Below are 22184 nucleotides of genomic sequence, written 5' to 3' on the forward strand. Positions count from 1 at the left end.
TATTGCACCCTTTCATAATGACTTTAATGTTTAATGGATTGCCTTTTTTTCAAACAAACCTACAAAAAACAGGATAAGACCAACTAGAAAAATAATGGGAAATATATAAAGCATCACTAATGCTGACCATCCGCTTTTAGTGATTACTGCAAAACTTAAGCCCATTGCAAAAGAGATGGATGGTGAAATGAGTAGCATTAGAATAATTCCCCAAACTATATATTTTCTCTTTTTAGACTTACCTGTACTAAGCAAAAAAGCTACATAAGCCCCTACGATTGTAATTAGTATCCCTACAAAGATTGCCATTAGCTCTTCTCCCTTCACTAAAGAAAATTACAATTTTATATTCTCTTACCTTCAATGGAAGTGTCTTAAAATTTCAGCATTACTTTTTAAGGTTATTAACTTATTTTTATAAGGGATAAGCAAAGCAAGTATTTCCGGCTTACTTTTATAGTCAAAGACAGTATTGTAGTTATATAAATCCTTTAATACTTTTAAAGATGGTTTATAATTTGATTTTTCAATGCCTATTTTTTGTTTAAAGTACCTTTTGATTATTCTATATCTTCTTATTGGGAGGCTAATGTCTAGAAATAAAATTAGATCAGCATTTTGAAAGCAGGAAGATACCCATTTATGATGGGCCCCTTCAATAATCCAATTGTCAGTAGCAATTATTTTACTTAAATATTCGTCTCTCTCTTGTTTGCTTCGTTTAATATCTCCAGTGTCAAACCTTTTCCAAACAACATTATCCCATTCAAAATAGGGAATGCTTAATTGATCAGATAGCTTCTTGGCCAAGGTAGTTTTGCCACTTCCGATGGAACCAATGATATGTATTCGTTTAGGTATTGGCACAGGATTTTGTTTGTCTATAGAACCACTCTTTTAATTTGCTAACAATTATTTCGGGTGCATCTCGATATATCTCGTGACTCGTATTAGGAATAGCCTGAACTTCTGCATGGGGAATTTCATTCATCAAATATTCAATTGCCTCATGTCGTTCTTCTTCTATTTCCTTGGGCATCGTACTACGCAGTAATAGTACTGGTGACTGGACCTTTGGAAAAATAGCTGCTGTTGGTTCTAAATGCATTCCTTTCATCACTGCTTTGGCTGTAAACGGAGATATGGCTAGCCTAATTTCACCGTCAACTTCAGCAGCTTGTGCAATACACCCATCCTCAATCTCCTTCGACCATCGTGAAGAGTTAGCCCTTTCAGCGTCGAGAAATTCATTCCAGGAAGCGAAGCGAGCACTATCAATGAAAGCTCCTACATCTATAAGCTGCTGATCAAGTGAAACACCAGCCGGGTCTTGCTGGAAGTAACCGCCATCCAATAACACCAGTCCTTTGATTTTCCCCGAATACAATTCAGCCATATAAAGTGCAAGGTGGGCTCCCCATGAGTGGCCAACAAGATAGACATGGGTTAAACCCAAGGAGTTGATGTAATTACATAGACGTTCAGCCATCCTTGTTGGAAAATACTCTTCCTCATTATCCATGGAAACTTCTCCACCATGTCCTGGTAAATCAAAAGCAACAACGTAAAAATCATTCTGCAAAAGTTTCGCTAGCTCCGCAAAACTTAAGCCAGAGGAGCCCAGTCCATGCAAGAAAACAAGTGCAGGATTGTCTTGATTACCCCATTTGTAATAACGTAATACCATAGCTTCGCCCCCTATCATATTTAAAAATTCAGTTAAAATAAATCAATTGGTGAGTAGAATTTCAGTTTTAACTTGACTACTGAAATATAATTTTAGTATCTTCAAAGATTCCTCAATGACAATGCATTTTACCCTTTGGAAGGCATCGTATATTGATAAAAAGGAAATATAGCTTCCTAAGGAGCTACCAGTTCTACCTTGATTCTGTCCGGATCTTCAAAATAAACAGCGTAGTGATTTTCACCCCCAGCAAATGGATGCCGATCAGTATATAGTAAAGTAACTTCTCTGCCTTTCAACTTTTCGGTCATTTCATCAACTTGTTGCCTTGATTCCGCGTGAAATGCTAAATGATTTAATCCCACATGGCATCTATGATATGGATCCCCTAAGAATCTTTTTTCTGTTTGTACAAAAACAAGGTAGGTATCCCCTAGTTTCCAACTCTGTCCCCCATCCCATTTTTGAACCGTGCTATATCCCAGCTCACCAAGGAACCACCCCCACAAAACAGAGGTTCTTTTTAAATCCGAAACGTATATCTCTATATGGTGAAGTAATCCTTTTGACAAAAAAATCCCCCTATGCCGTTAATGGCTAGTTTTTCACATAATAAAAATTATCTGAACTAATTGAGTAGGAAGTAATTTTGGTACCGGTGTGCTTTGAAAAGCTTTATTCCTTAGCAATTAACTAAAAACTCTAATCAACAAGCTAATTGCAAATAGAATATATGCAATCTGTATCAATATGTATAGGGTCCTTTCAAAGGTTGTAAGTCCTTTTTGCTTTCGAACCTTTTCGAGATATCGTAAATAAAAAGCTGCACTTAAAAAGATTAATAGTGTTGCTATTACCATTAAAATATCTGCAAATATGAGCATCGTTCTCCCCCCTCTCTTAACACATTTAAGTTGCAGTAAGCAGAGGAAATCCCGCTCGGCTCCATAACCATAAAGGTGTATGCACATCAATAGGAGCTAATCCACTTCCAGCAAGGGCTTTGATCCAAGCATTTGCCACAGCTATTCGGTCATCTCCACTTCCATTCAACACTTCTTCTGTACATAATCCTAATTTCACAGTGGCTTTTAGAATATGAGTATCTGGTGCAATAGAGATTAGTTCTCGTGACTTCCAGGATACTTTTGCATAACACTCTAAAACATATAACCAATAATTAAATATTTTCGGTCCAGAAAGGTATGGGAATTCTGTTTTCCTGGAGCCTTGCATGATTTCTTTTAATAGTAAATTGTCAAATTCTACTGACTCAATTAGCCCTTGGACGTTTCCTTGTTCCGATGAATGAACTATACCTTTTGCAACACGTTGCCAAATATCAGGATGGCGGTTTGGCTGTAAGCCCACACGATGTAATAGCAATGCTTCACGAAGCTCATGAATATCTTTTGTGGCGACAACAATCGGATTAAATATCCAGCTCGTTTTAGGATCTTGATACGCTTTAACAACAGATTCCCACAACGAATAAGAATTTCTTTGATAGTTTAAAGCCATTGCCATAGTTAAAACATCTAGTAGTTCATCTTCTTTCACTACATTAATCAACACATCCTCAGGCATCACTTCCCCGCCTAAAAGTCCATCTGCATGCATTTGTTTTAAGGTATGTATATTTTCTAAAATGTTATTCTTCAAAAATAAGATTCTTCTTTCAAATTAGCCAAGTTATCCGAATCTAGTGTATATGATCCTTGGCATTTAATTTTTCATAATCAAACCTTGTCATACCTAATAGATCCAAATCCTCAAAGTCTTCACCTTTTTTAATATCATGTCTTAATGTTCCTTCGAATTGAAGTCCCACCTTTTCCATCACCTTCCGAGAAGCAGGATTTCTAGACATACAGTGTCCATATATTCTCTCTAAGCCCAGTACTTCAAAACCATAACTGAGCATAAAAGAAGCAACTTCTGTCGCATAACCTTTACCCCACTCATTTTTATCAACAAAGTAGGCAATTTCCGCTTTTTGATGACTACTCGAAATACTGACCAACCCGCAATTCCCTATGTATTTCTCTGGGTCTTCTTTTAAAAAAACTGCAAATTCAAAAGCTGTTCCTTGTTTTGCACTAAGTTGTAAGTAGGCAATCCACTTATTTACAAGTGCTTTTGGGTACGGATGTGGAATGGTAATCATTGTGTCAGCAATTTCCGCCTGTGACACTACTGAATAGATAGCATCTGCAAATTCTTGTTCATATGGTTTTAAGAGTAATCGCTTTGTTTCTATTATCATTTGCCTACCTCCGTTTTAGCTAATTTAACATTAATTTATTTTAAAAACGGCTTCCCCTGCTCTATAACTATTTCTACATTAGTTATTAGACTCCTTCTTGCTATCACCCTAGTTATCAATTTGCCTATACTTCTCCGACTATCGCCACTACAGTTTGATTCTAGGATAATACGTGGATATCACGGTACATAAGATAATGTGAATAACTTCAAAACACCATTTAGATGTATGGTAAAATTAATTAAAAATTGAAAATAATTTTAAGGAGGTGTTTTAAGGTGGAGCATGATGAAATTTATTTGCGGGCTAAAAAGCGGGTTGAAAACTTAAAATCATTTTACATTCATTTAACGGTTTATATTCTAGTTAATCTTATGCTTTTCTTCATAAACATCATCACTGATTCAAGTCATTTATGGTTTTTATATCCGCTTGGAGGTTGGGGTATTGGGGTTGCTATACACGGCATAACAACATTTTCTTCTGGAAGATTTGGTGCAGAGTGGGAAGAACGTAAAATTAAAGAGTATATGGGGAAAGATAAGTAAAACTCTTCTACCATTAGCACTTCCCTTAAGACAGGTACCCTTTAACCTCAAACACATTTATAAGAAAAAGAAGCCCTCAAAAGGGCTTCCTCTTTACAGGAGGAATTATCCTGTAAAAAAAATTTTATGGAGTAAAACGATTGGCTTTTTATCGTCCAAAGTCTTCTAATTGATTGAATGTATGACTTTGTATTTCCCAGAAGTAAAACAAATTATAATAACTATTTGCAATATATATAGGCGCAAAAATAAATACCTTTTAGGAAGCGTCCTCTTTAATCTCATTTTATTCCCACCTCATTTTGTCTTCAATCTGCAATATTACAAAAAGTACAACAAAATTTAGGAAGCCATTTTACCTCTTTAAATCTACAATAATCGGTTCCAGTTCAATCTTTTTATGGCCGTTCCCATACATAAGACTCGCAATCGCGATTGGTTGAATAATTAATTTGTTGGCATCTTTTTGGATTGATTGAAATGTGGTACTCCCTTTGAAAGTCTTTCCATTATCGTTCGTAACTCCACCACCGCCAGAGCCCTCCAAATATACATGCCCCAGGTCATCTGTTACTCGAAACATAGGTGTTACACTTGGCCATTTTTTCAGGAATTCGTCTGTCACTATCTGATCATAGGCTATGATGGTCGAGACATCTGTAAATACAATTGAACTCAATGTAACATCTATGTTCTTATTTTTTACTGTTTTATTCACAAGCAGCTTATCTCCCTCTATGCGATTTAATGAAAAGTTAAAAGTCCAATCACCTTTAAACTCTCGATCCTTAGAAAAACTATAAAAAGCTTCAGGTTTCCAAGTAACTTGGACTTCATTTGGCTTTCTATTATCTTTAAAGTCTGGGGTAAATGTGGCAATGCATACATAACGTGTATTACTAATTTTCCTAACATCTTCAGAAAAAGTGCCTCCATCTGCACCTTCGACACGGAACCAATTACGTGCAGTTATTTCCCTCTCATCCCCAAGGTCATGCTTAGTCTCTAGTGCGTAGGATACAGTTATATTCGTGCCGTCATATACTGCTTTGTCAATCATGACCGTAATTCCATTGCTTGTCTTGGCAAGCCCCATCTCTGTTGAGAAGGTATCAAAGTTTTTATACACCTGTTGTTCTTCATTGCTGAAATAGCTAATCACATGATTCATAAACGGGATTTGGGCTGCAATAGTTGGAAATGCAAATCCAGTTGCACCAGTAACGCTAACCATAATGACAGCTGCGATGACAATATTACGCCAAGTCTTTGATTTTTTACGTTTCTTTAATACATGTTGTTTGACGCGCGCTTTTTCGACATTTGATACCTCTAACAGGTCAAGGTTATCTATATCTATGTCCATCCATTCTTTTTTACTCATACAAAGAGCTCCTTTAATTTTGTGTTTGTGGCTAATACTTTCTTACCTCGATACAAGCGATTATCCACCGCTGCCTTCGAAAGACCAAGATTATCGCCGATTTCATTATTCGTAAGCTCTAAGTAATATTTCATAATGAAAATGTCACGATCCATTTCACTTAATTTGCTTAGCGCAAGCAGTAGCTCATTTTTCACTTCTTTTTTTAATACAGATAAATCTGTCTGTAAATGGCTTGCAGTCTGTTCAAGTGGATCATCTGATTGTTCAAGTGCTAGTTGTTTTTCAGCCTGGCGGTAACGATCAATTGCTTTGTACTTTGTTATCATGCCTATCCATTTTTTAAAATCTTGTGGATCACCCTGAAACTGATGCGCATTTTGCCATACAGTTAAAAAAACATCATTGACACATTCATCGATATCCAGTTGTCTCATATTGTGCAAAATCTTAGAGGCAATTGTTTTCACAAGGGGCATATATACCTCTAAAATATAATCGAGTGCATCTTCTTTCTGTTTTTTTAGTCTGATGATAAAGTTTGACGATGAACTTTTCATAATTTCCGCTCCTTATGTGATGGAAAAAGCTTTTTCATAAAGTACAACGAACGTACAACAGGATTATTCTCAAATAATATTCTATGTATTTACTATTTTTAAGATAAATAAAAGAAATGTAAATTTGTATATAGCATGAAAGAGGTAAGATGGCATTATTTAGAATGCAGGTAAAGAAAAAATTCTTTTAAGTAACGTCGTTTGATAAAAACGTATGATGTTGGTGGGATAAACGTTACCTAATGATTTATTAAACATTATAAAAAAGCAACACCTAAAGGCATTGCTTATAAGAGAAATTGAATGAAATTTCACCAAGGCTTATCTATCCTTTAATGTTTCCTCACATTTATTCTTAACTATTTCCTCTTAAAAACTATACTTCATTAATTTTTTTCATCTACATTAGAACTAATACTATCAATTGTCGCAAAGATTCTGGAATAGACATTCTTGATTTCCGTTTCTTTATTTGCTCCTTCTGTCAAAGCATATCTTCAGGTTTCATCTGAATATTCTTTAGGAGACATACACTCATCCCCCTTCCTTTTAAGAACAAATTTAATGAACTCCAGTTACCAATAGTTCTCATCCATATTTCAAATCCTGGAACTATGTTATAGTAACCATACACAAGTTTAAAGGAGAAGAATAGTATGGCAAAAAGCTTAGTATTAGCAGAAAAGCCTTCTGTCGCAAGAGATATTGCGGATGTATTGAAGTGCAATAAAAAAGGAAATGGCTTTTTGGAAGGCGACCGATATATTGTCACATGGGCATTAGGGCATCTTGTGACATTAGCCGATCCAGAAACTTACGATAAAAAATATAAAACGTGGAATTTAGAAGATTTACCAATGCTGCCCGACCGACTAAAATTGACTGTCATCAAACAATCCGGTAAGCAATTCAACACGGTCAAAACACAGCTAAACCGCAATGATGTCAATGAAATTATCATCGCAACAGATGCCGGACGCGAAGGCGAATTGGTCGCACGTTGGATTATTGAAAAAGCACATGTGCGTAAGCCGATCAAACGATTATGGATTTCTTCTGTTACAGATAAAGCAATCAAAGATGGCTTCCAAAATTTAAAACCCGGTAAAGCCTACGAACATTTATATCATGCAGCAGTTGCCCGATCTGAGGCCGATTGGTATATTGGCCTGAACGCAAGCCGTGCCTTGACGACCAGATTTAATGCACAGCTTAATTGTGGTCGTGTACAAACACCAGTAGTAGCAATGGTTGCTGCACGAGAAGATGAGATCAAAAACTTCAAGCCGCAAACATATTTCGGTATTGAAGCACGCACAGCCAATAACTTAAAACTGACTTGGCAAGACGAAAAAGGCAATTCTCGCAGCTTTAATAAAGAAAAAGTAGATGCCATTGTGAATAAACTGGGCAGCCAAAGTGCAACGGTTGTAGAGGTAGAGAAGAAAGCGAAAAAGACATTCTCCCCTGGGTTATACGATTTAACAGAGCTTCAACGTGATGCCAATAAAATGTTTGGCTATTCCGCAAAAGAAACATTAAATATCATGCAAAAACTATACGAACAGCACAAAGTGTTAACATATCCTCGTACAGATTCACGCTATATTTCAACAGACATTGTTGCTACTTTGCCTGAACGTCTAAAGGCTTGTGGCATTGGTGAGTATCGTACAATTGCCAATAGGATTTTAACCAAACCAATTAAGGCAACGAAAGCATTTGTTGATAATCAAAAAGTGTCGGACCACCATGCAATCATTCCGACTGAAGCTTACGTTAATCGTTCTGCGATGAATGACAAAGAACGCAAAATCTATGATTTGGTCATCAAACGATTCCTAGCAGTTCTATCTCCAGCCCATGAATATGAACAGCTAACATTGCGCGCGAAAATTAAGGACGAAAACTTTATTGCCAAAGGGAAAACTATACTTTCAAGTGGTTGGAAAGAAGTATATGAAAACCGTTTTGATGAAGATGAGACTCATGAAGATATTAAAGAACAACTCCTGCCACGCATTGAAAAAGGCGAAACGCTGCAAGTGAAATTAATCTCTCAAACGTCTGGCCAAACAAAACCACCCGCACGTTTTACTGAGGCGACATTACTTTCAGCTATGGAAAATCCAACGAAATATCTAAACACACATGACAAAAAGCTCGCAGATACGCTTAAAACAACTGGCGGACTTGGTACAGTAGCTACACGTGCAGATATTATCGATAAATTATTCAATTCTTTCTTAATCGAAAAACGCGGAAAAGATATCCACATCACAGGTAAAGGCCGCCAGCTTCTTGATTTAGTACCCGAAGAATTGAAATCACCTGAAACAACTGCGGAATGGGAGCAAAAACTAGAGCTCATCGCAAAAGGCAAGCTGAAAAAAGATGTATTTATCAATGAAATGAAGCAACATACAAAAGAAATCGTTTCAGAAATTAAAAGCAGCAACAAAAAATTCAAGCATGATAATATATCCACAAAGTCTTGTCCAGACTGTGGAAAGCCAATGCTTGAAGTGAACGGTAAAAAAGGTAAAATGCTCGTATGCCAAGATCGCGAATGTGGACATCGTAAAAATGTAGCGCGCGTAACTAACGCACGTTGTCCACAATGTCATAAGAAGTTAGAATTACGTGGTGAAGGTGAAGGACAGATATTCACATGTAAATGTGGATATCGTGAAAAACTATCCACTTTTAAACAAAGACGTGAAAAAGAATCCAAAGGAAAAGTGGATAAACGGACAGTCCAAAAATATTTGAAAAACCAAAAAGAGGATGAACCTGTGAATAATGCTTTAGCAGAGGCATTAAAAGGGTTAAAACTCGATTAAAATAAAAATCCTTGGCCCTAGTGGCCAAGGATTTTTTTATTAGTGCTGGTCAATTGTTTCTTTCGGTAAATCTTTGCTTAGCTCGCAGTATTTGACGAAAACACGTGCCATTTCGCGAAGGCGTTCGTGTACATTCTCATCGATAATTTTGTTTTCTGAGTCAAAATGATCTCCGTGTGTATATACGTAATTCGGTGTCACTAACGCACGGAAATAATCAAGAATAGGTTTTAGTTGGTTTTCTACAACTAGGTGGTGTTGATAAGTCCCACCGTTCGCCACGATAGAAACTGGTTTATAGCGCAATGCTTTTGGATGTAAGAAATCAAATGTATTCTTTAAGACACCTGGGATAGATCCTTGGAAAATAGGCGTAGCCAGAATGTAGCCATCTGCTTCCTCAATGGTTTTTACGAGTTTTTTCATATCATCATTATATTGATCAAATGGACGTCCATCCACAAATTGATGTTCAAAGTCTGCCAGATGTAGCTGAGATACTTCTAGCCCTTCATCCAATTCTTTGATATATTGTTCCACTTGCTCTAAAATGGCACCTGTTTTGCGGCCAAGAAGCGTGCCGTCGACAAGCAAAATCTTCATTTGTTGTTACCTCCAATTCAAAATTCCTATAGGTATTGTAACAAATACGACAGCCTAGTATAAGGTAGTATGCCTATAAAGCGAACAATTCAGTCTTTTGGCTGAATAAGTCGCTCTTTGTCATTTTTTATTTAGAAGTGGATATGATCAACATTTAAACAAATAAATTCGTAAGCTAGCACTCTTCAAAAAGTTCATCAATTACTAGAAATCTATACATATTACCTCTCCCTGTCCCATAAGTTGAATAGAGCGCTGAAAGGATGGGGATATAATGAACTACCAAAATAATGAAGAATCAATGAAAAAGACTGTTTTTGTTGGAGCTGTAACTTCGTGTATGAACCTATACCCAATTGAACGAATTGCAACGCTTGCTGCAATGTTTGATAAATCAAATACCAACTTGTTGATCAAACACGATCAACAAGCAATCGAATATTTAATCAATAGAGGCTTTAAACCCATTAGCTATCAAACTGAGAAAGAGTTAGTAGCAGAGCTAAAAAAACTCTCTCCTCAATTAGTGATATATGATGGTGGAAATACAGAGGTTCCATTTGTAGAAGAATTGAAAGCATTCATACCAACTATCATTCATTTCGATGATTTTGGAGAGGGTGGTACTGCCGCAGATTGCGTCTTCCAAACACTTTACCAGGAAAAGCGTGAAAAGCTTCTCCCCCATTATTTAGTTGGACCTTCTTCTTATGTAGTGCCGAAATCGTTGCAGGCCGTTCAGAAAAAAGCAAAAGAACCAGCGGACAAGCCGCATATAGTTGTCTCTATTGAAGGAAAAGATCCAGACAATACAAGCTATCGTGTGCTACGGCATTTGCTCCAACTACAAATCCCGATTAGAATATCGGTCGTTGTCCAATCCAACTACAGCCATGCTGTGGATGAATTAAAACTAATGGCCTTAAGTCGTAAAAACATAAAAGTTATCCACAAGGATCATGCACTATACGAATTATTAGGTGAGGCGGACATTGTGATTTGTGGAGCAAAGTACACGCCATATAAAGTAGCGACAGTGGGCATCCCCTGCATTGTGGTATGCTATGACGAGCTAGAGATGCAGCATATTTTCCCGACAGAAGCCAATGGATTTATTAACTTGGGGCTCGGAAAGAAAATTAAGCAATCCCTCCTGCAAAATGCAGTAATGGAGTTTCTTTTACATGAAGGCAGACGTGAACATGCTATCCGCAAACAATTGAGCCATGATGTAGGTCGCAACAACCAATATATCCAATCCTTTATTAAAAGCTTTGGAAATGATCCATCAAATTCCCCTGGCTTTTTATCAGAAGAACAAGCCAAAAAAACAAGCGATATGATACAATAAAAAGAAGAACTACTTTATGCAAAAGGGGCTTTCATATGGCGACAAAAGAAGAACTATTATATACAATAGCCGAACTGAAAAGCGACTATATCCGCCAACAAGGTGACATTGAAAAGCTTGAAGCTACAGGATATCCACAAATGGTTGAAAAAGCTGAACAACGTCTCGCAGATATGGAGCAGCAGCTTGCAGAACTAAACAAAAAATTGGAATCTTATGAAGCATAAAGCGCCTGCATTGGGCGTTTTTTGCTGTGCTGATTCCACATTTCAATAGATATACAACATAAACGGAGGAAATTATAAACCATGATCTTAACAGTAGATAAACTAGGACATACATTTGGCGACCGCACCCTTTTCAAGGATGTTTCTTTCCGCCTTGTAGAAGGTGAACACGTAGGCCTTGTCGGTGCAAATGGTGTCGGCAAATCCACATTAATGAGCATACTAACAGGTGAGCTAATTCACGATACAGGACGTGTCGAATGGCTGCCAAACACACATTACGGATACTTAGACCAACACGCAGTATTAACACCAGGCAAAACAATGCGTGACACATTACGCGATGCATTCCTTCCACTATACAAAAAGGAAGAAGAAATGAATGAGATTGCCGCTAAAATGGCTGAAGCAACTCCAGAAGAGCTAGAAGAACTTTTAGAACAAATGGCTACTATTCAAGATGCATTAGATGCAGGCGATTTTTATACATTAGATATGAAGATTGAAGAAGTAGCTCGCGGTCTTGGTCTTGATGCAATTGGCTTAGAACGTGACGTTACTGCCCTTTCAGGTGGTCAACGTACTAAATTATTGCTTGCAAAGCTGTTGCTTGAAAAACCAAAGGTATTGCTTCTAGATGAGCCTACCAACTATTTAGATGAAGAACATATTACGTGGCTAAGCAATTACCTGAAAAACTATCCACATGCATTCTTATTAATTTCGCATGATACAGAATTTATGAACGGCATTGTGGATGTCATCTTCCATTTGGAGTTCTCGAAACTGACACGCTATACTGCCACTTATGAAAAATTCCTAGAGCTTGCAGAAATCAATAAACGCCAACATATTGATGCATATGAAAAACAGCAGGAATTCATTAAAAAACAAGAAACATTTATCGCAAAAAACAAAGCGCGTTTTTCTACAACCGGCCGTGCGAAATCACGCCAAAAGCAATTGGATCGCATGGAGAGAATCGATCGTCCTGAAACTGCGTCAAAACCTGAGTTCTTCTTCAAGGAATCACGCAGCTCTAGCCGCTATGTAGTAGAGGCTGAAAACTTATTGATCGGTTATGATAAGGACAAGCCCCTACTTCCACCTCTTACTTTCCAGGTAGAGCGTGGCGAAAAAATTGCGTTAGTAGGTATGAATGGTATCGGTAAGTCTACATTATTAAAAACCATGCTAGGCAAAATACCAGCACTTGGCGGTAAAGTGGAACTTGGCGATTTCATCTTCCCTTCTTATTTCGAACAAGAAGTAAAAGCTGGGTCTCTTACACCGATTGATGATGTTTGGAATACTTACCCTTCATTAGAACAAGCAACAGTACGTGCATTGCTTGCAAAAACAGGACTTAAAAGCGAGCACATCTCTCGTCCGCTCAACCAACTAAGTGGTGGAGAACAAGCGAAAGTCCGCTTATGTAAACTGATGATGGAAGAAAGTAACTGGATGCTGTTTGACGAACCAACTAACCACTTAGATGTAGTTGCAAAAGAAGAATTGAAACGTGCTATGAAAGAATACAAAGGTACTATCGTGCTTGTCAGCCATGAACCTGAATTCTATGAGGGCTTAGTAACAAAAGTGTGGAACGTAGCCGAATGGTTTGCGCAAGGACACCAATAGTATGACCATACTAATTTGAATAAATAAGAAAAAGACCACCTCTTAATATAGGGGTGGTCTTTTTGTTTTTGGTTGTTATTAATTAAATAACTGTATGGCAATTTATATAAGTTATACTTTTTAATATTAAATATCATTTGTGTTATACTAATATCTGTATAATATGAATAACGTTATACTATTTTAGGACGAAAAATTTGCAAATGGGGATGATCATATGGAAAGAAGTGAAGTATGGAATAAGGTAGATGAATACTTTGGCAATAAATTACTGCCATCAGATTCAACTCTTGAACAAGTGTTATTAAAAAATAAAGAAGCAGATATTCCAGAAATTGATGTGTCACCTGCACAGGGGAAATTTCTATATTTATTAACAAAAATAAAAGCAGTTAAAAATGTATTAGAGATTGGTACACTCGGTGGTTATAGCAGTATCTGGTTCGCACGCGCGCTTCCTGAGCACGGTAAAGTGTATACCCTTGAAGTTGACCCTGACTTTTCGAAAGTAGCAAAAGAAAATATTCGCAATGCACAATGTGAACAAAAAGTAGAAGTGTTGGTAGGAGAAGCTCTCGATACATTACCAAAATTAAAAGCAGATGGCCTCTTGTTTGATTTATTTTTTATCGATGCCGATAAACAAAACAATCCACAATACTTGAAGTGGGCTTTGGAATTAGCAAATCCAGGGGCGCTCATTATTGCAGATAATGTCGTACGAGATGGCTTAGTTGTTGATGTAGAAAGCACTGATGAACGGGTTCAGGGAGTACGAGAATTCGTTGATTTGTTGGAAAATAATCCTAGCTTAGAGTCCACTGCTATACAAACGGTTGGTAGCAAAGGTTATGACGGTTTTATTATGAGTGTTGTCAAATAAGTCACACATACCAAATAATATTAGGCTCCAATTATACATAACCCCGTTCATTTAGAACGGGGTTTTAGTGTTAATTTTTGTTATAATTACATGATTACAGCAATACAGGAGTTTTCATAAAATGTCTAAAAAAACAAAAAAGGAAAATAAAATACTAACAGGGATAGTAGTCACTATTTGCATGATAATAATAATTGCATTTGCACTTACAGTACCACTATTAATTCTAGTAAGCTTTTATTATATTTTGTTATATACTCCCGGTGTTACCATTCTGAAAGATAACATATATTCTAATATATTATTGGTAGTGAAATTCATTTTATTAGCCTTAGTTGTACTTGGAATAGCTCAAATAATCTCTGAAAAATTTTTAATGAAAGCTAATATATATAACCAAACCACCAAAAATATCGTAGTTTTTGTATTGGATTTATTATACGTGGCAGTTTTCACAACTGTTTCGCATAATATCCAAGTTAACTTATTGGGGATAATATTAATAACAATATTTATAACCTTAAGTGATATTTTATTTACTTATGTACTTTATATTGTCAAAAAGTTAGAGGCTATTCAAAGGAAGAGGAGAAAAGAGAAGAGGAGGCGAGAAATTGACAACAAATAATATATTTAAAGGTGCAATGGAAGGTTTTAATATACGTGAAACCTCATGAAACTTTCGGCGAATAAAAGAAACTTTGAAAAAATTTGCGCTTGAAGAATATTTTAAATTCCTTTGTTTTGCCTTTGATATGATTTTCAATTCCATAGCGACTATCTGTGTATCCATCGTCATGAATAAACCAATTTCTCACAAATTTCCTGTTACTCTTGCCTTTTTAATTGGTTGAGCCTAATTTAAAGCACCTTCTCAACAAACTAAAGAGGTGCTTTAATAGGTACTTCAATATCTTTCTAAAAACCCTTTTCGAGCCTGTGTGTTGATTTTACCTTCACATTCGTCGCACCAAAATTTTTTATCTCGATCTTTCTTACGTTCTTTATATTTCTTTGTGCCTTCGATTAACTCAAAATCCTGTTTGCAAATAATACATGTGGTTGTATATGAAATCATGATTTTTTGTCTCCTCCAAAGAAATTTGTTAGAATTATCATACATTAATTATTCCAAAAATAATATACAAATATATCCTATTTTGTTTCTGAAAGACCCATTAGGTATGTTGAATAAATCAGAAACCATCCAGTACTCATCTTGCTTATCCTTCTCTAACTCCCCTTTCAATGGTTACCTATACAATTTATGAACACTTTATGAATTTGCTCATTTTTTCGCAATTTTTCCTATTCTTTTGCCAAATCTCATTGACTTATATATATCTTACTGATAAGATATATATATAATAAAAATGAGAAAGCGGGAAATGCTATGACTGTGACAATTTATACGCAAACTAGCTGTACATCATCGAAAAAGGCACTCAAATGGTTGAAGGAAAATGAAATTCCTTATACTGAAAAACGTATCACATCTGAGACACTAACACTTCCTGAGTTCAAACGGATTTTAAGCATGACAGAAGATGGAACTGATGAAATCATCTCAAAAAATTCAAAGGATTTTAAAAATCTGCGATGCGATGTAGAACAATTGTCGATTCAAGAGCTATATGATATTGTAAAAGACCATCCCAAAATGTTGCGCAGCCCTATACTGATAGATGAAAAAAGGCTTCAAGTCGGCTATAACGAAATGGACATCCGTCGCTTTATCCCACGTAAAGTGCGTGCATACGAGCTATATGAAATGCAACGCTTATCATATGAAATTTAATGCTATATGTCGGAGATGAAAATAATGAATGAAAAAAGAAGAGAGAGCATTACTTCCCTTTTTGAAATTGTATCTTCTTTAGAAAGAAAATGGGCGAATGAATGGAATAGCCAAAATTCAATAGGCTTGTCTAAGAGCCATATTTTTATATTAGACTTGCTGGACGCAGAGGGTCCTCTGCGTCCATCTACCCTTGCTGAAAAACTTCACGTTACTTCAGGCGGTGTGACTGTCCTCACTACAAAGCTGATCAAAGCAGGCTATATTATTAAAACGCAAAATACTACAGACCGCCGTGCGTCTCAGCTTGAGATTACTGAAACAGGACACCAGCTTTTAGAAACAGCCCATAATCATATTACTGCGATTGTTGATCGCATGTTTGGTATGCTCACAGAAGAAGAAATTCATTCTTTACGCAAAATCTTCGCCAAATGCTTATTAGGATAATAAAACACCCGATCAACTTTTGTTTGATCGGGTGTTTTTTAAGCTTTATGCTGGCAAGATGGCTTCAGCTGATGATTCATCTGACATTAAGATTTCTTTTAGACGTTGTTTAGCACGGAAAAGACGTGATTTCACTGTACCAATGGATACTTTCATTAATCCTGCGATTTCAACCAATGAGTACTGGTTAACATAAAAATATAAAAGTGTGTTGCGGTAAATCGTATCCAATTGATCAATCTTTTCTTGGACAATTTGAGAGATAACACCTTGCTCCACAACTTTTTCAGTAGAAGGCTCATTATTGGGAACCAAATCTAAAACAGGTACGTCTAATGTTTCAGGTTGACTCATCATATATTTGCTACGACGTACATTCTTGCGATAGCGGTCGCGGAATGTATTCATGGCGATGGTTGTAAGCCAAGCTTTTACATGTTCCACTTCAGCCATATATGATTCATAACGTACTACTTTCACCCAAACTTCTTGCATCAAGTCTTCTGCTTCTGCTTTATTGCGAGTTAGTTTTAAACATAAATGATATATATAACGATTATATTCTTCATAGACATTTTCTAAAGTGTTCATTTTTATTTCCTCCGTTGGTGTTGCTTTGTTATTTATATTTTCGCAAATACAAAGCTTTCACTCTATCGGATTAACTTTCACTTACATTACAAACGTGTAAGGTTTGGGCAAATTTTTTGTAATACAGGATCTAGTGTGCAATTGAGACTCGTTTTTACTATTCCTCCTGCTTTTTCGTAATCGTGAGTTTTGTAATCCGATTATCCTCCACTTCATTGACCACAATATGCAGGTCCTGATAGTTAAACGCTTCGCCTGGTCCTGGAATATGCAAGCTTAATTCCAAAACAAACCCACCTACTGTCTCATGGTCTTGCGGGATATCCACATCAAAAAGGAGATTAGCTTCTTCAATTTCCAACCGGCCATTACATATGAGCACATCTTCGGTCATTTTATAAACGAGAGATTCTTCTTCCTGGTCAGATTCATCCTCTATTTCTAATCCAATCATTTCTTCTATTAAATCCTCATTCGTAATAATTCCTAATGTGCCTCCATATTCATCCAATACTATTGCCATATGTTTCTTTTTAGTAAGCATGAGCGTAAAAACCTTCTCAATACTTACAGTTGACACTACATATAATGGATCGGAGTCGATAAAATCCATGAGTTTTCGCTTAGGGTCTAAAGACCACTCCACAAATTTCTGAGCATAAAACAACCCGACAATCTGATCCATGCTATCTTCATAAACGGGATAGCGCGTAAAGGAATACTCTAATAAGATGTCCCTTACTTCTTCAAACTTCGCTTCAACTGGTAAGCCGATAACATCAGTCCGGTGTGTACCTAATACATCTGATACCGCTTTATCAGGAAAATCCAGTACTTCTTTTAAACGCACTGATTCAATCTCGTCAAATGCGCCTTCAGTAGAGGCAAAATCAACCATTCCACGAAATTCTTCCTTCGTCAATGTAGCCTCTGTTACAGCACCATTAGAGAGAATACGTATGAACATATTGGTAAAGCCTTGCACAATCCAAGTGATCGGTCTAAGGATTTTCACACACAGCGCAATAAAAGGCGCTACCACATATGCTAGGCGATCCGCAAAAGTGACTGCAATCGTTTTCGGCAAGACCTCGCCGAAAATGATAATGATGATAGTTAGGACAGTCGTCGCAACAGATATTTGCCATCCATGCCTTAGAGCAATGATTGTCAGCAATGTCGGCATTAAAATATTTACTGTATTATTAATAATTAAAATGGTCGTAATCATTCGATCAGGTTGTGAAATTAAAAAGTTTAATTTTTGAGACATGCGATCCCCTTGATTCGCACGCAACTGGACTTTTATTTTATTGATCGCTGTTAGAGCCGTTTCACTTCCTGAAAAGAAAAAGGAAATAAGCAAACAAATAATTAAGCCTAAAAAATCCAATACAATTCCTCCCATTATATATCCTCGTACATTTATATTACCCAATATACCATTATTTAGTTGCAATCATTTTCTGATTCATTAGATAAAAGCACTTATATGCTATAATTGTCATGGTATTGAATATTCAGAAAAGGGTGATCCATGTGAAAAAAGAAAATGTTCTAGATAGTTATTTTGCAGAGCATCGCGAACAACACCTTGAGGAGTTAAAGCAATTTTTGTCAATCCCTAGCATTAGTTCTCTATCAGAGCACAAAAATGATATGAAAGATTGTGCTAGTTATCTAGGAAACTTAATGAAAGAAGCTGGGCTAGAGCATATTACTATTAATGAAACAGCCGGCCATCCTGTTGTAACTGGTGATTGGCTACATGCGGAAGGAAAACCAACGATCCTTGTTTATGGCCATTACGATGTACAGCCAGTTGATCCTTTAGAATTATGGGAAAGTGATCCATTCAAAGCTGAGGTCCGCGAGAATAAACTATATGCCCGCGGTTCAAGCGATGACAAAGGCCAAGTATTCATGCATGTAAAAGTGATCGAAGCCTTTCTAAAGAAACAAGGCGAGCTTCCTGTAAATGTGAAATTCCTGATAGAAGGAGAAGAAGAAATCGGAAGTGTTCATCTCCCAGACTTTGTAGAATCGAATAAAGAGAAGCTGGCCGCTGATTTAGTCTTAATCTCAGATACTGCTCTTTATGCGCCTGGCCGTCCAGCGGTTTGCTATGCACTTCGTGGATTGACAGGTGTCCAAATTGATGTGCGCTCAGCAAGTGGTGACCTGCATTCCGGCATCTACGGTGGTGGCATACAAAATTCCATTCATGCATTAGTGGAACTTCTTGCATCATTCCATGACAAACATGGGACTATTCAAGTCGATGGCTTTTATGATAAGGTGCGTCCGATTACAGATGAAGAAAAAGCCGCTTACGCTGCATTAGACTTTGATGCAGAAGGCGCGAAGAAGGAAGCTGGCGTGAAAGAATTGTTTGGTGAAACGGACTTTACTTACCTAGAACGGACATGGGCACGCCCAACATTAGAAATAAACGGTGTATATGGTGGATTCTCTGGCGAAGGTATTAAAACAGTCATCCCCGCAACAGCAGGTGCGAAGATTACATGCCGTTTAGTACCAGACCAAGATCCATATGAAATAGTTAAACAGCTACGTGCGCATATTGAAAAACACAAGCCTGCAGGTGTTGACACTACTATTACAGAATTTGATAAAGGTAAACCATTTATTACACCGCTCGAACATCCATATATTCAAGCAGCTGGCCGTTCATATGAAACACAGTATGATGCCAAAACTGCGTATATACGTGCAGGTGGTTCGATTCCGATTGTTGCGGCATTCGACGAAATATTAAATACACCCGTCATTATGATGGGATTCGGCTTGTCTACGGAAAACTTCCATGCACCAAATGAACATTTCCATTTGGATAACTTTGATAAAGGGCTTCGTGTAGTAAGTGACTATTTTGAAGAGATAGCGAATATAGAAAAATAATTCAAAATAAAAACCAACATCTCTCTAGAGAGACGTTGGTTTTTTCTATTTAAAAAATGTGACAATTTCTTCAGCCGATTTACGCGGCTTTTCTTTTGGAATATCATCAAAATAACCAAATTGGAGCATGCTGATGATCCGTTCTTCCGGTTTAACACCTAATGCTTCTCGGAATTTAGGATTGTCTAACCAATTAGGCGTCTTCCAACAAGCGCCGATACCTAAATCCCAAGCAAGCAATTGCATATTTTGAATAAAGCCGCTTGCTGCTGCAAAATCTTCATAGCGTTCTTTTTGGCGTACATCTTGTGGAACAATCACAAAAGCATATGCGCCTGGAGTTGTAAACTTAAGCATCTTTTTATTGATTTCTTCTTCCGTCAGTTCCTTCCAATTCGGCACTGCAAAGTCACGAATCACACTCATCAAGGAATCCATAGCTGTACCAATTGAAACTACCAAACGCCATGGTTGGCGATTGCCATGGTTAGGGGCCCAAACAGCTGTATCAATAATATTCATTAAATCTTCTTGATCTACCGGCTGGCCATTGAATAGTTTTATGGAACGACGATTGCGGATTGCTTCCTTAACCGATAAAGACTGTTCTGTCATCATAATCACTCCTCTATTGCAATTAAGTATATTTTTCTAATTTAATATACTTGTATGTATATTATTCCTTTTTAACTTACCACAAACTAGCATATATTGAAACGGCTCAACTACTAGATTATTCGACTGAAATTTGATAAAAATAGTATTTAATGTTTGGTGTGTATGCACTGGAATCCTCATAAGTCCAGAGTCGATGATAGCTGTCCGAAGAATGAGCATTTACATAAGGCACGCCATTAACAATGCTGGTTACAATCAATGAGTGGTTGATAACACCATCGCCTTCAAAATCGATGAAAATGAGATCCCCTAGTTTCAAATCACTGGCACTATCTACCCTCTTACCTTGAAGTCCTTTTTTTGAGGAAGCCACATAAGAACGTAGCGCATTGGCTGTACTCCAGCTATAGCTCCAATTGCCTTTCTTTACCCACCAGCCCTTTGCTCGATTAGGAGCACCTGTCATAGGGGCTCCTCCTGCAAACAAACATTGAGAAATAAAATTGGAACAATCATCATTAAATTGTGGGAATGCAGGATTCCGACGATTCCACCAAGTATTTGCATAATCGACAGCTGCTTGCCTGTTATACATATAATATACCTCCTATTTAACTTTATGAATCCAAACTCTCTATGATTTCTTGAGAGGCGACGATACTCACACTTTTTTGGTATACTGGAAACAACTTGTTTTTATTGTCCTTTACTACTTGAGAACTCTCGTAAGCTTTCTATTACTCTTGATTTTACGTTTGAAAGGATGTTTGAATTGACTCAGCATGCAGAAAAAGAAATTGTGGATGCAACACTCCTATGCGATCAAAAAGGCAACCTCAACCCTGCGGCGATTGGTTATGCCAAAAAACCTATTATTCTAGGCAATCTGAAGGGTCATTTTATGCGTAAGAAGAAGTGGAATAATTGGTACATATTTGGTGATGACATCTTATTCGCTACCTCCATTATTCACTTAGATTACGCTGTGATTTGTTCTGTTCGTTTTTTAGAATATGAAACACAGCGTTTTTGCGAAAAGATCGTGACCATTCCGCTTGGAAAAAAACTGAAAATGCCTGAGCGCGTGCTAGAAACAGTACATTTGAATAATGAAGAATTAAAACTTCAATTATTGTTTTCGAATGGCGAAACGCATATGACGGTAACGATTCCCAATTTTGAAGGTGACCTTTTGCATGCAGATTTAGTTATAAAACATCAGGTAGAGGATGAATCATTAAACGTCGTAGTGCCTTGGAATCGCCAAACATTCCATCTAACAGCTAAACACCTCTCACTTCCTGTCAATGGCTATGTAAAGTTGGACAGCAAGAGTTATACGTTTAATGAAGAAGATTGTTTTGCTGTCTTAGATTTCGGGCGTGGGGTATGGCCTCGAAATACAGCATGGAACCGTGCAATGGCCTCCCAAAAATGCAGAGGACATCGTATCGGATTAAATCTGGGCGGCTTGTGGACAGATGGCACAGGTATGACAGAAAACGCATTTTTCCTTGATGGCAAATTGCATAAAATACATGAGGATGTCATCTTCCATTACAATAAATCAGATTACATGGAGCCATGGCAAATTCATACGCGTTTTACTGATGACGTACAGCTTTCATTTACACCTTTTTTTGAAAGGGAAGATAGCAAAGACTTGAAGTTAGTGACATCTTCACTTCACCACATGGTCGGTTATTATAACGGTCAAATTCGGCTTGAAAATGGTCGTTGCATGAAGATCCAGCAAATGCTTGGAACAGTAGAAGAACATATTGCCAAATGGTAATCGGAAAGAGTGGGCTC

Annotated in this window: 25 protein-coding genes; 11 read left to right on the forward strand and 14 right to left on the reverse strand. The window is 37.1% G+C overall.

Annotated elements, in window-relative coordinates:
- Window positions 1-30 precede the first annotated feature (30 nt).
- From RCJ93_RS09935 to RCJ93_RS09960, 6 genes are all read right to left on the reverse strand, one after another.
- Window positions 31-309 carry a hypothetical protein gene (locus RCJ93_RS09935; protein ID WP_150283393.1) on the reverse strand — a complete coding sequence of 93 codons (279 nt, stop codon included), beginning with the start codon at window positions 307-309 and terminating at the stop codon, window positions 31-33.
- Window positions 310-360: 51 nt separating this feature from the next.
- Window positions 361-810: a DNA topology modulation protein FlaR gene (locus RCJ93_RS09940; protein WP_223823496.1), complete on the reverse strand. Its 450-nt coding sequence runs from the start codon at window positions 808-810 to the stop codon at window positions 361-363.
- Between the two features lie 43 nt (window positions 811-853).
- The gene (locus tag RCJ93_RS09945) at window positions 854-1687 is read right to left on the reverse strand and encodes an alpha/beta fold hydrolase (protein ID WP_190323346.1); all 834 of its coding nucleotides are present in this window, start codon (window positions 1685-1687) and stop codon (window positions 854-856) included.
- Window positions 1688-1863: 176 nt separating this feature from the next.
- A complete protein-coding gene (locus tag RCJ93_RS09950) occupies window positions 1864-2259 on the reverse strand; it encodes a VOC family protein (RefSeq protein ID WP_150283390.1) in 396 nt (131 codons plus the stop codon).
- A 337-nt stretch (window positions 2260-2596) separates the two neighbouring features.
- A complete protein-coding gene (locus RCJ93_RS09955) occupies window positions 2597-3349 on the reverse strand; it encodes a hypothetical protein (protein ID WP_223823495.1) in 753 nt (250 codons plus the stop codon).
- 40 nt (window positions 3350-3389) lie between these two features.
- Window positions 3390-3953, reverse strand: coding sequence for a GNAT family N-acetyltransferase (locus RCJ93_RS09960; RefSeq protein WP_150283388.1), 564 nt, complete (start codon window positions 3951-3953; stop codon window positions 3390-3392).
- 278 nt (window positions 3954-4231) lie between these two features.
- On the opposite strand from RCJ93_RS09960, the gene RCJ93_RS09965 reads away from it, so the two are divergent.
- On the forward strand, window positions 4232-4501 hold the full coding sequence (locus RCJ93_RS09965) for a 2TM domain-containing protein (protein WP_150283387.1): 270 nt from the start codon (window positions 4232-4234) through the stop codon (window positions 4499-4501).
- 355 nt (window positions 4502-4856) lie between these two features.
- On the opposite strand, the gene RCJ93_RS09970 is transcribed toward RCJ93_RS09965, so the two are convergent.
- Window positions 4857-5885 carry a DUF4179 domain-containing protein gene (locus RCJ93_RS09970; protein WP_150283386.1) on the reverse strand — a complete coding sequence of 343 codons (1029 nt, stop codon included), beginning with the start codon at window positions 5883-5885 and terminating at the stop codon, window positions 4857-4859.
- Window positions 5882-6445 carry a sigma-70 family RNA polymerase sigma factor gene (locus RCJ93_RS09975; RefSeq protein ID WP_150283385.1) on the reverse strand — a complete coding sequence of 188 codons (564 nt, stop codon included), beginning with the start codon at window positions 6443-6445 and terminating at the stop codon, window positions 5882-5884. Before RCJ93_RS09975 ends, RCJ93_RS09970 begins: the two co-directional genes overlap by 4 nt.
- Before the next feature lie 656 nt (window positions 6446-7101).
- Here RCJ93_RS09975 and RCJ93_RS09980 point away from each other — a divergent pair.
- Entirely contained in the window at window positions 7102-9288 is a 2187-nt protein-coding gene (locus tag RCJ93_RS09980) for a DNA topoisomerase III (protein WP_150283384.1), read from the forward strand.
- A 39-nt stretch (window positions 9289-9327) separates the two neighbouring features.
- Here the strand turns inward: RCJ93_RS09980 and RCJ93_RS09985 are convergent, their stop codons facing one another.
- Window positions 9328-9891, reverse strand: a complete 564-nt coding sequence (locus RCJ93_RS09985; protein WP_066791571.1) for an NADPH-dependent FMN reductase — start codon at window positions 9889-9891, stop codon at window positions 9328-9330.
- Between the two features lie 274 nt (window positions 9892-10165).
- On the opposite strand from RCJ93_RS09985, the gene RCJ93_RS09990 reads away from it, so the two are divergent.
- The 5 genes from RCJ93_RS09990 to RCJ93_RS10010 all read left to right on the forward strand — a co-directional run bounded on the left by RCJ93_RS09990 (window position 10166) and on the right by RCJ93_RS10010 (window position 14621).
- On the forward strand, window positions 10166-11242 hold the full coding sequence (locus RCJ93_RS09990; RefSeq protein WP_066791569.1) for a PseG/SpsG family protein: 1077 nt from the start codon (window positions 10166-10168) through the stop codon (window positions 11240-11242).
- 35 nt (window positions 11243-11277) lie between these two features.
- The gene (locus RCJ93_RS09995) at window positions 11278-11469 is read left to right on the forward strand and encodes an SE1832 family protein (protein ID WP_066791567.1); all 192 of its coding nucleotides are present in this window, start codon (window positions 11278-11280) and stop codon (window positions 11467-11469) included.
- Between the two features lie 81 nt (window positions 11470-11550).
- The gene (abc-f, locus tag RCJ93_RS10000) at window positions 11551-13110 is read left to right on the forward strand and encodes a ribosomal protection-like ABC-F family protein (RefSeq protein ID WP_150283383.1); all 1560 of its coding nucleotides are present in this window, start codon (window positions 11551-11553) and stop codon (window positions 13108-13110) included.
- A gap of 217 nt (window positions 13111-13327) precedes the next feature.
- Window positions 13328-13993: an O-methyltransferase gene (locus tag RCJ93_RS10005; protein WP_150283382.1), complete on the forward strand. Its 666-nt coding sequence runs from the start codon at window positions 13328-13330 to the stop codon at window positions 13991-13993.
- Window positions 13994-14114: 121 nt separating this feature from the next.
- Window positions 14115-14621: a hypothetical protein gene (locus RCJ93_RS10010; RefSeq protein ID WP_150283381.1), complete on the forward strand. Its 507-nt coding sequence runs from the start codon at window positions 14115-14117 to the stop codon at window positions 14619-14621.
- 279 nt (window positions 14622-14900) lie between these two features.
- Here RCJ93_RS10010 and RCJ93_RS10015 read toward each other — a convergent pair whose 3' ends face one another.
- Window positions 14901-15071, reverse strand: a complete 171-nt coding sequence (locus RCJ93_RS10015; protein ID WP_184117534.1) for a hypothetical protein — start codon at window positions 15069-15071, stop codon at window positions 14901-14903.
- Window positions 15072-15386: 315 nt separating this feature from the next.
- Between RCJ93_RS10015 and spx the strand changes: the two genes are divergently transcribed.
- Both spx and RCJ93_RS10025 read left to right on the forward strand, forming a co-directional pair.
- Complete coding sequence (gene spx / locus RCJ93_RS10020; protein ID WP_066791561.1) at window positions 15387-15791, forward strand: transcriptional regulator Spx; 405 nt, start codon at window positions 15387-15389, stop codon at window positions 15789-15791.
- 24 nt (window positions 15792-15815) lie between these two features.
- Complete coding sequence (locus RCJ93_RS10025) at window positions 15816-16241, forward strand: MarR family winged helix-turn-helix transcriptional regulator (RefSeq protein WP_066791559.1); 426 nt, start codon at window positions 15816-15818, stop codon at window positions 16239-16241.
- Between the two features lie 45 nt (window positions 16242-16286).
- Here RCJ93_RS10025 and RCJ93_RS10030 read toward each other — a convergent pair whose 3' ends face one another.
- A complete protein-coding gene (locus RCJ93_RS10030) occupies window positions 16287-16832 on the reverse strand; it encodes an RNA polymerase sigma factor (RefSeq protein WP_066791557.1) in 546 nt (181 codons plus the stop codon).
- Between the two features lie 157 nt (window positions 16833-16989).
- Window positions 16990-18225 (reverse strand): hemolysin family protein, encoded by a 1236-nt coding sequence (locus RCJ93_RS10035; RefSeq protein WP_150283380.1) that lies wholly within the window; start codon window positions 18223-18225, stop codon window positions 16990-16992.
- A gap of 146 nt (window positions 18226-18371) precedes the next feature.
- Here RCJ93_RS10035 and RCJ93_RS10040 point away from each other — a divergent pair, with 146 nt between their 5' ends.
- Window positions 18372-19754 (forward strand): dipeptidase, encoded by a 1383-nt coding sequence (locus RCJ93_RS10040; RefSeq protein ID WP_370454617.1) that lies wholly within the window; start codon window positions 18372-18374, stop codon window positions 19752-19754.
- A 45-nt stretch (window positions 19755-19799) separates the two neighbouring features.
- Here the strand turns inward: RCJ93_RS10040 and RCJ93_RS10045 are convergent, their stop codons facing one another.
- Both RCJ93_RS10045 and RCJ93_RS10050 read right to left on the reverse strand, forming a co-directional pair.
- A complete protein-coding gene (locus RCJ93_RS10045) occupies window positions 19800-20369 on the reverse strand; it encodes a nitroreductase family protein (protein WP_066791550.1) in 570 nt (189 codons plus the stop codon).
- A gap of 118 nt (window positions 20370-20487) precedes the next feature.
- Window positions 20488-20967, reverse strand: a complete 480-nt coding sequence (locus RCJ93_RS10050) for an amidase domain-containing protein (RefSeq protein ID WP_150283378.1) — start codon at window positions 20965-20967, stop codon at window positions 20488-20490.
- Window positions 20968-21144: 177 nt separating this feature from the next.
- Between RCJ93_RS10050 and RCJ93_RS10055 the strand changes: the two genes are divergently transcribed.
- Window positions 21145-22167, forward strand: a complete 1023-nt coding sequence (locus tag RCJ93_RS10055; RefSeq protein WP_066791546.1) for a DUF2804 domain-containing protein — start codon at window positions 21145-21147, stop codon at window positions 22165-22167.
- Window positions 22168-22184 lie beyond the last annotated feature (17 nt).

The sequence above is a fragment of the Rummeliibacillus sp. BSL5 genome (genome assembly GCF_052928305.1).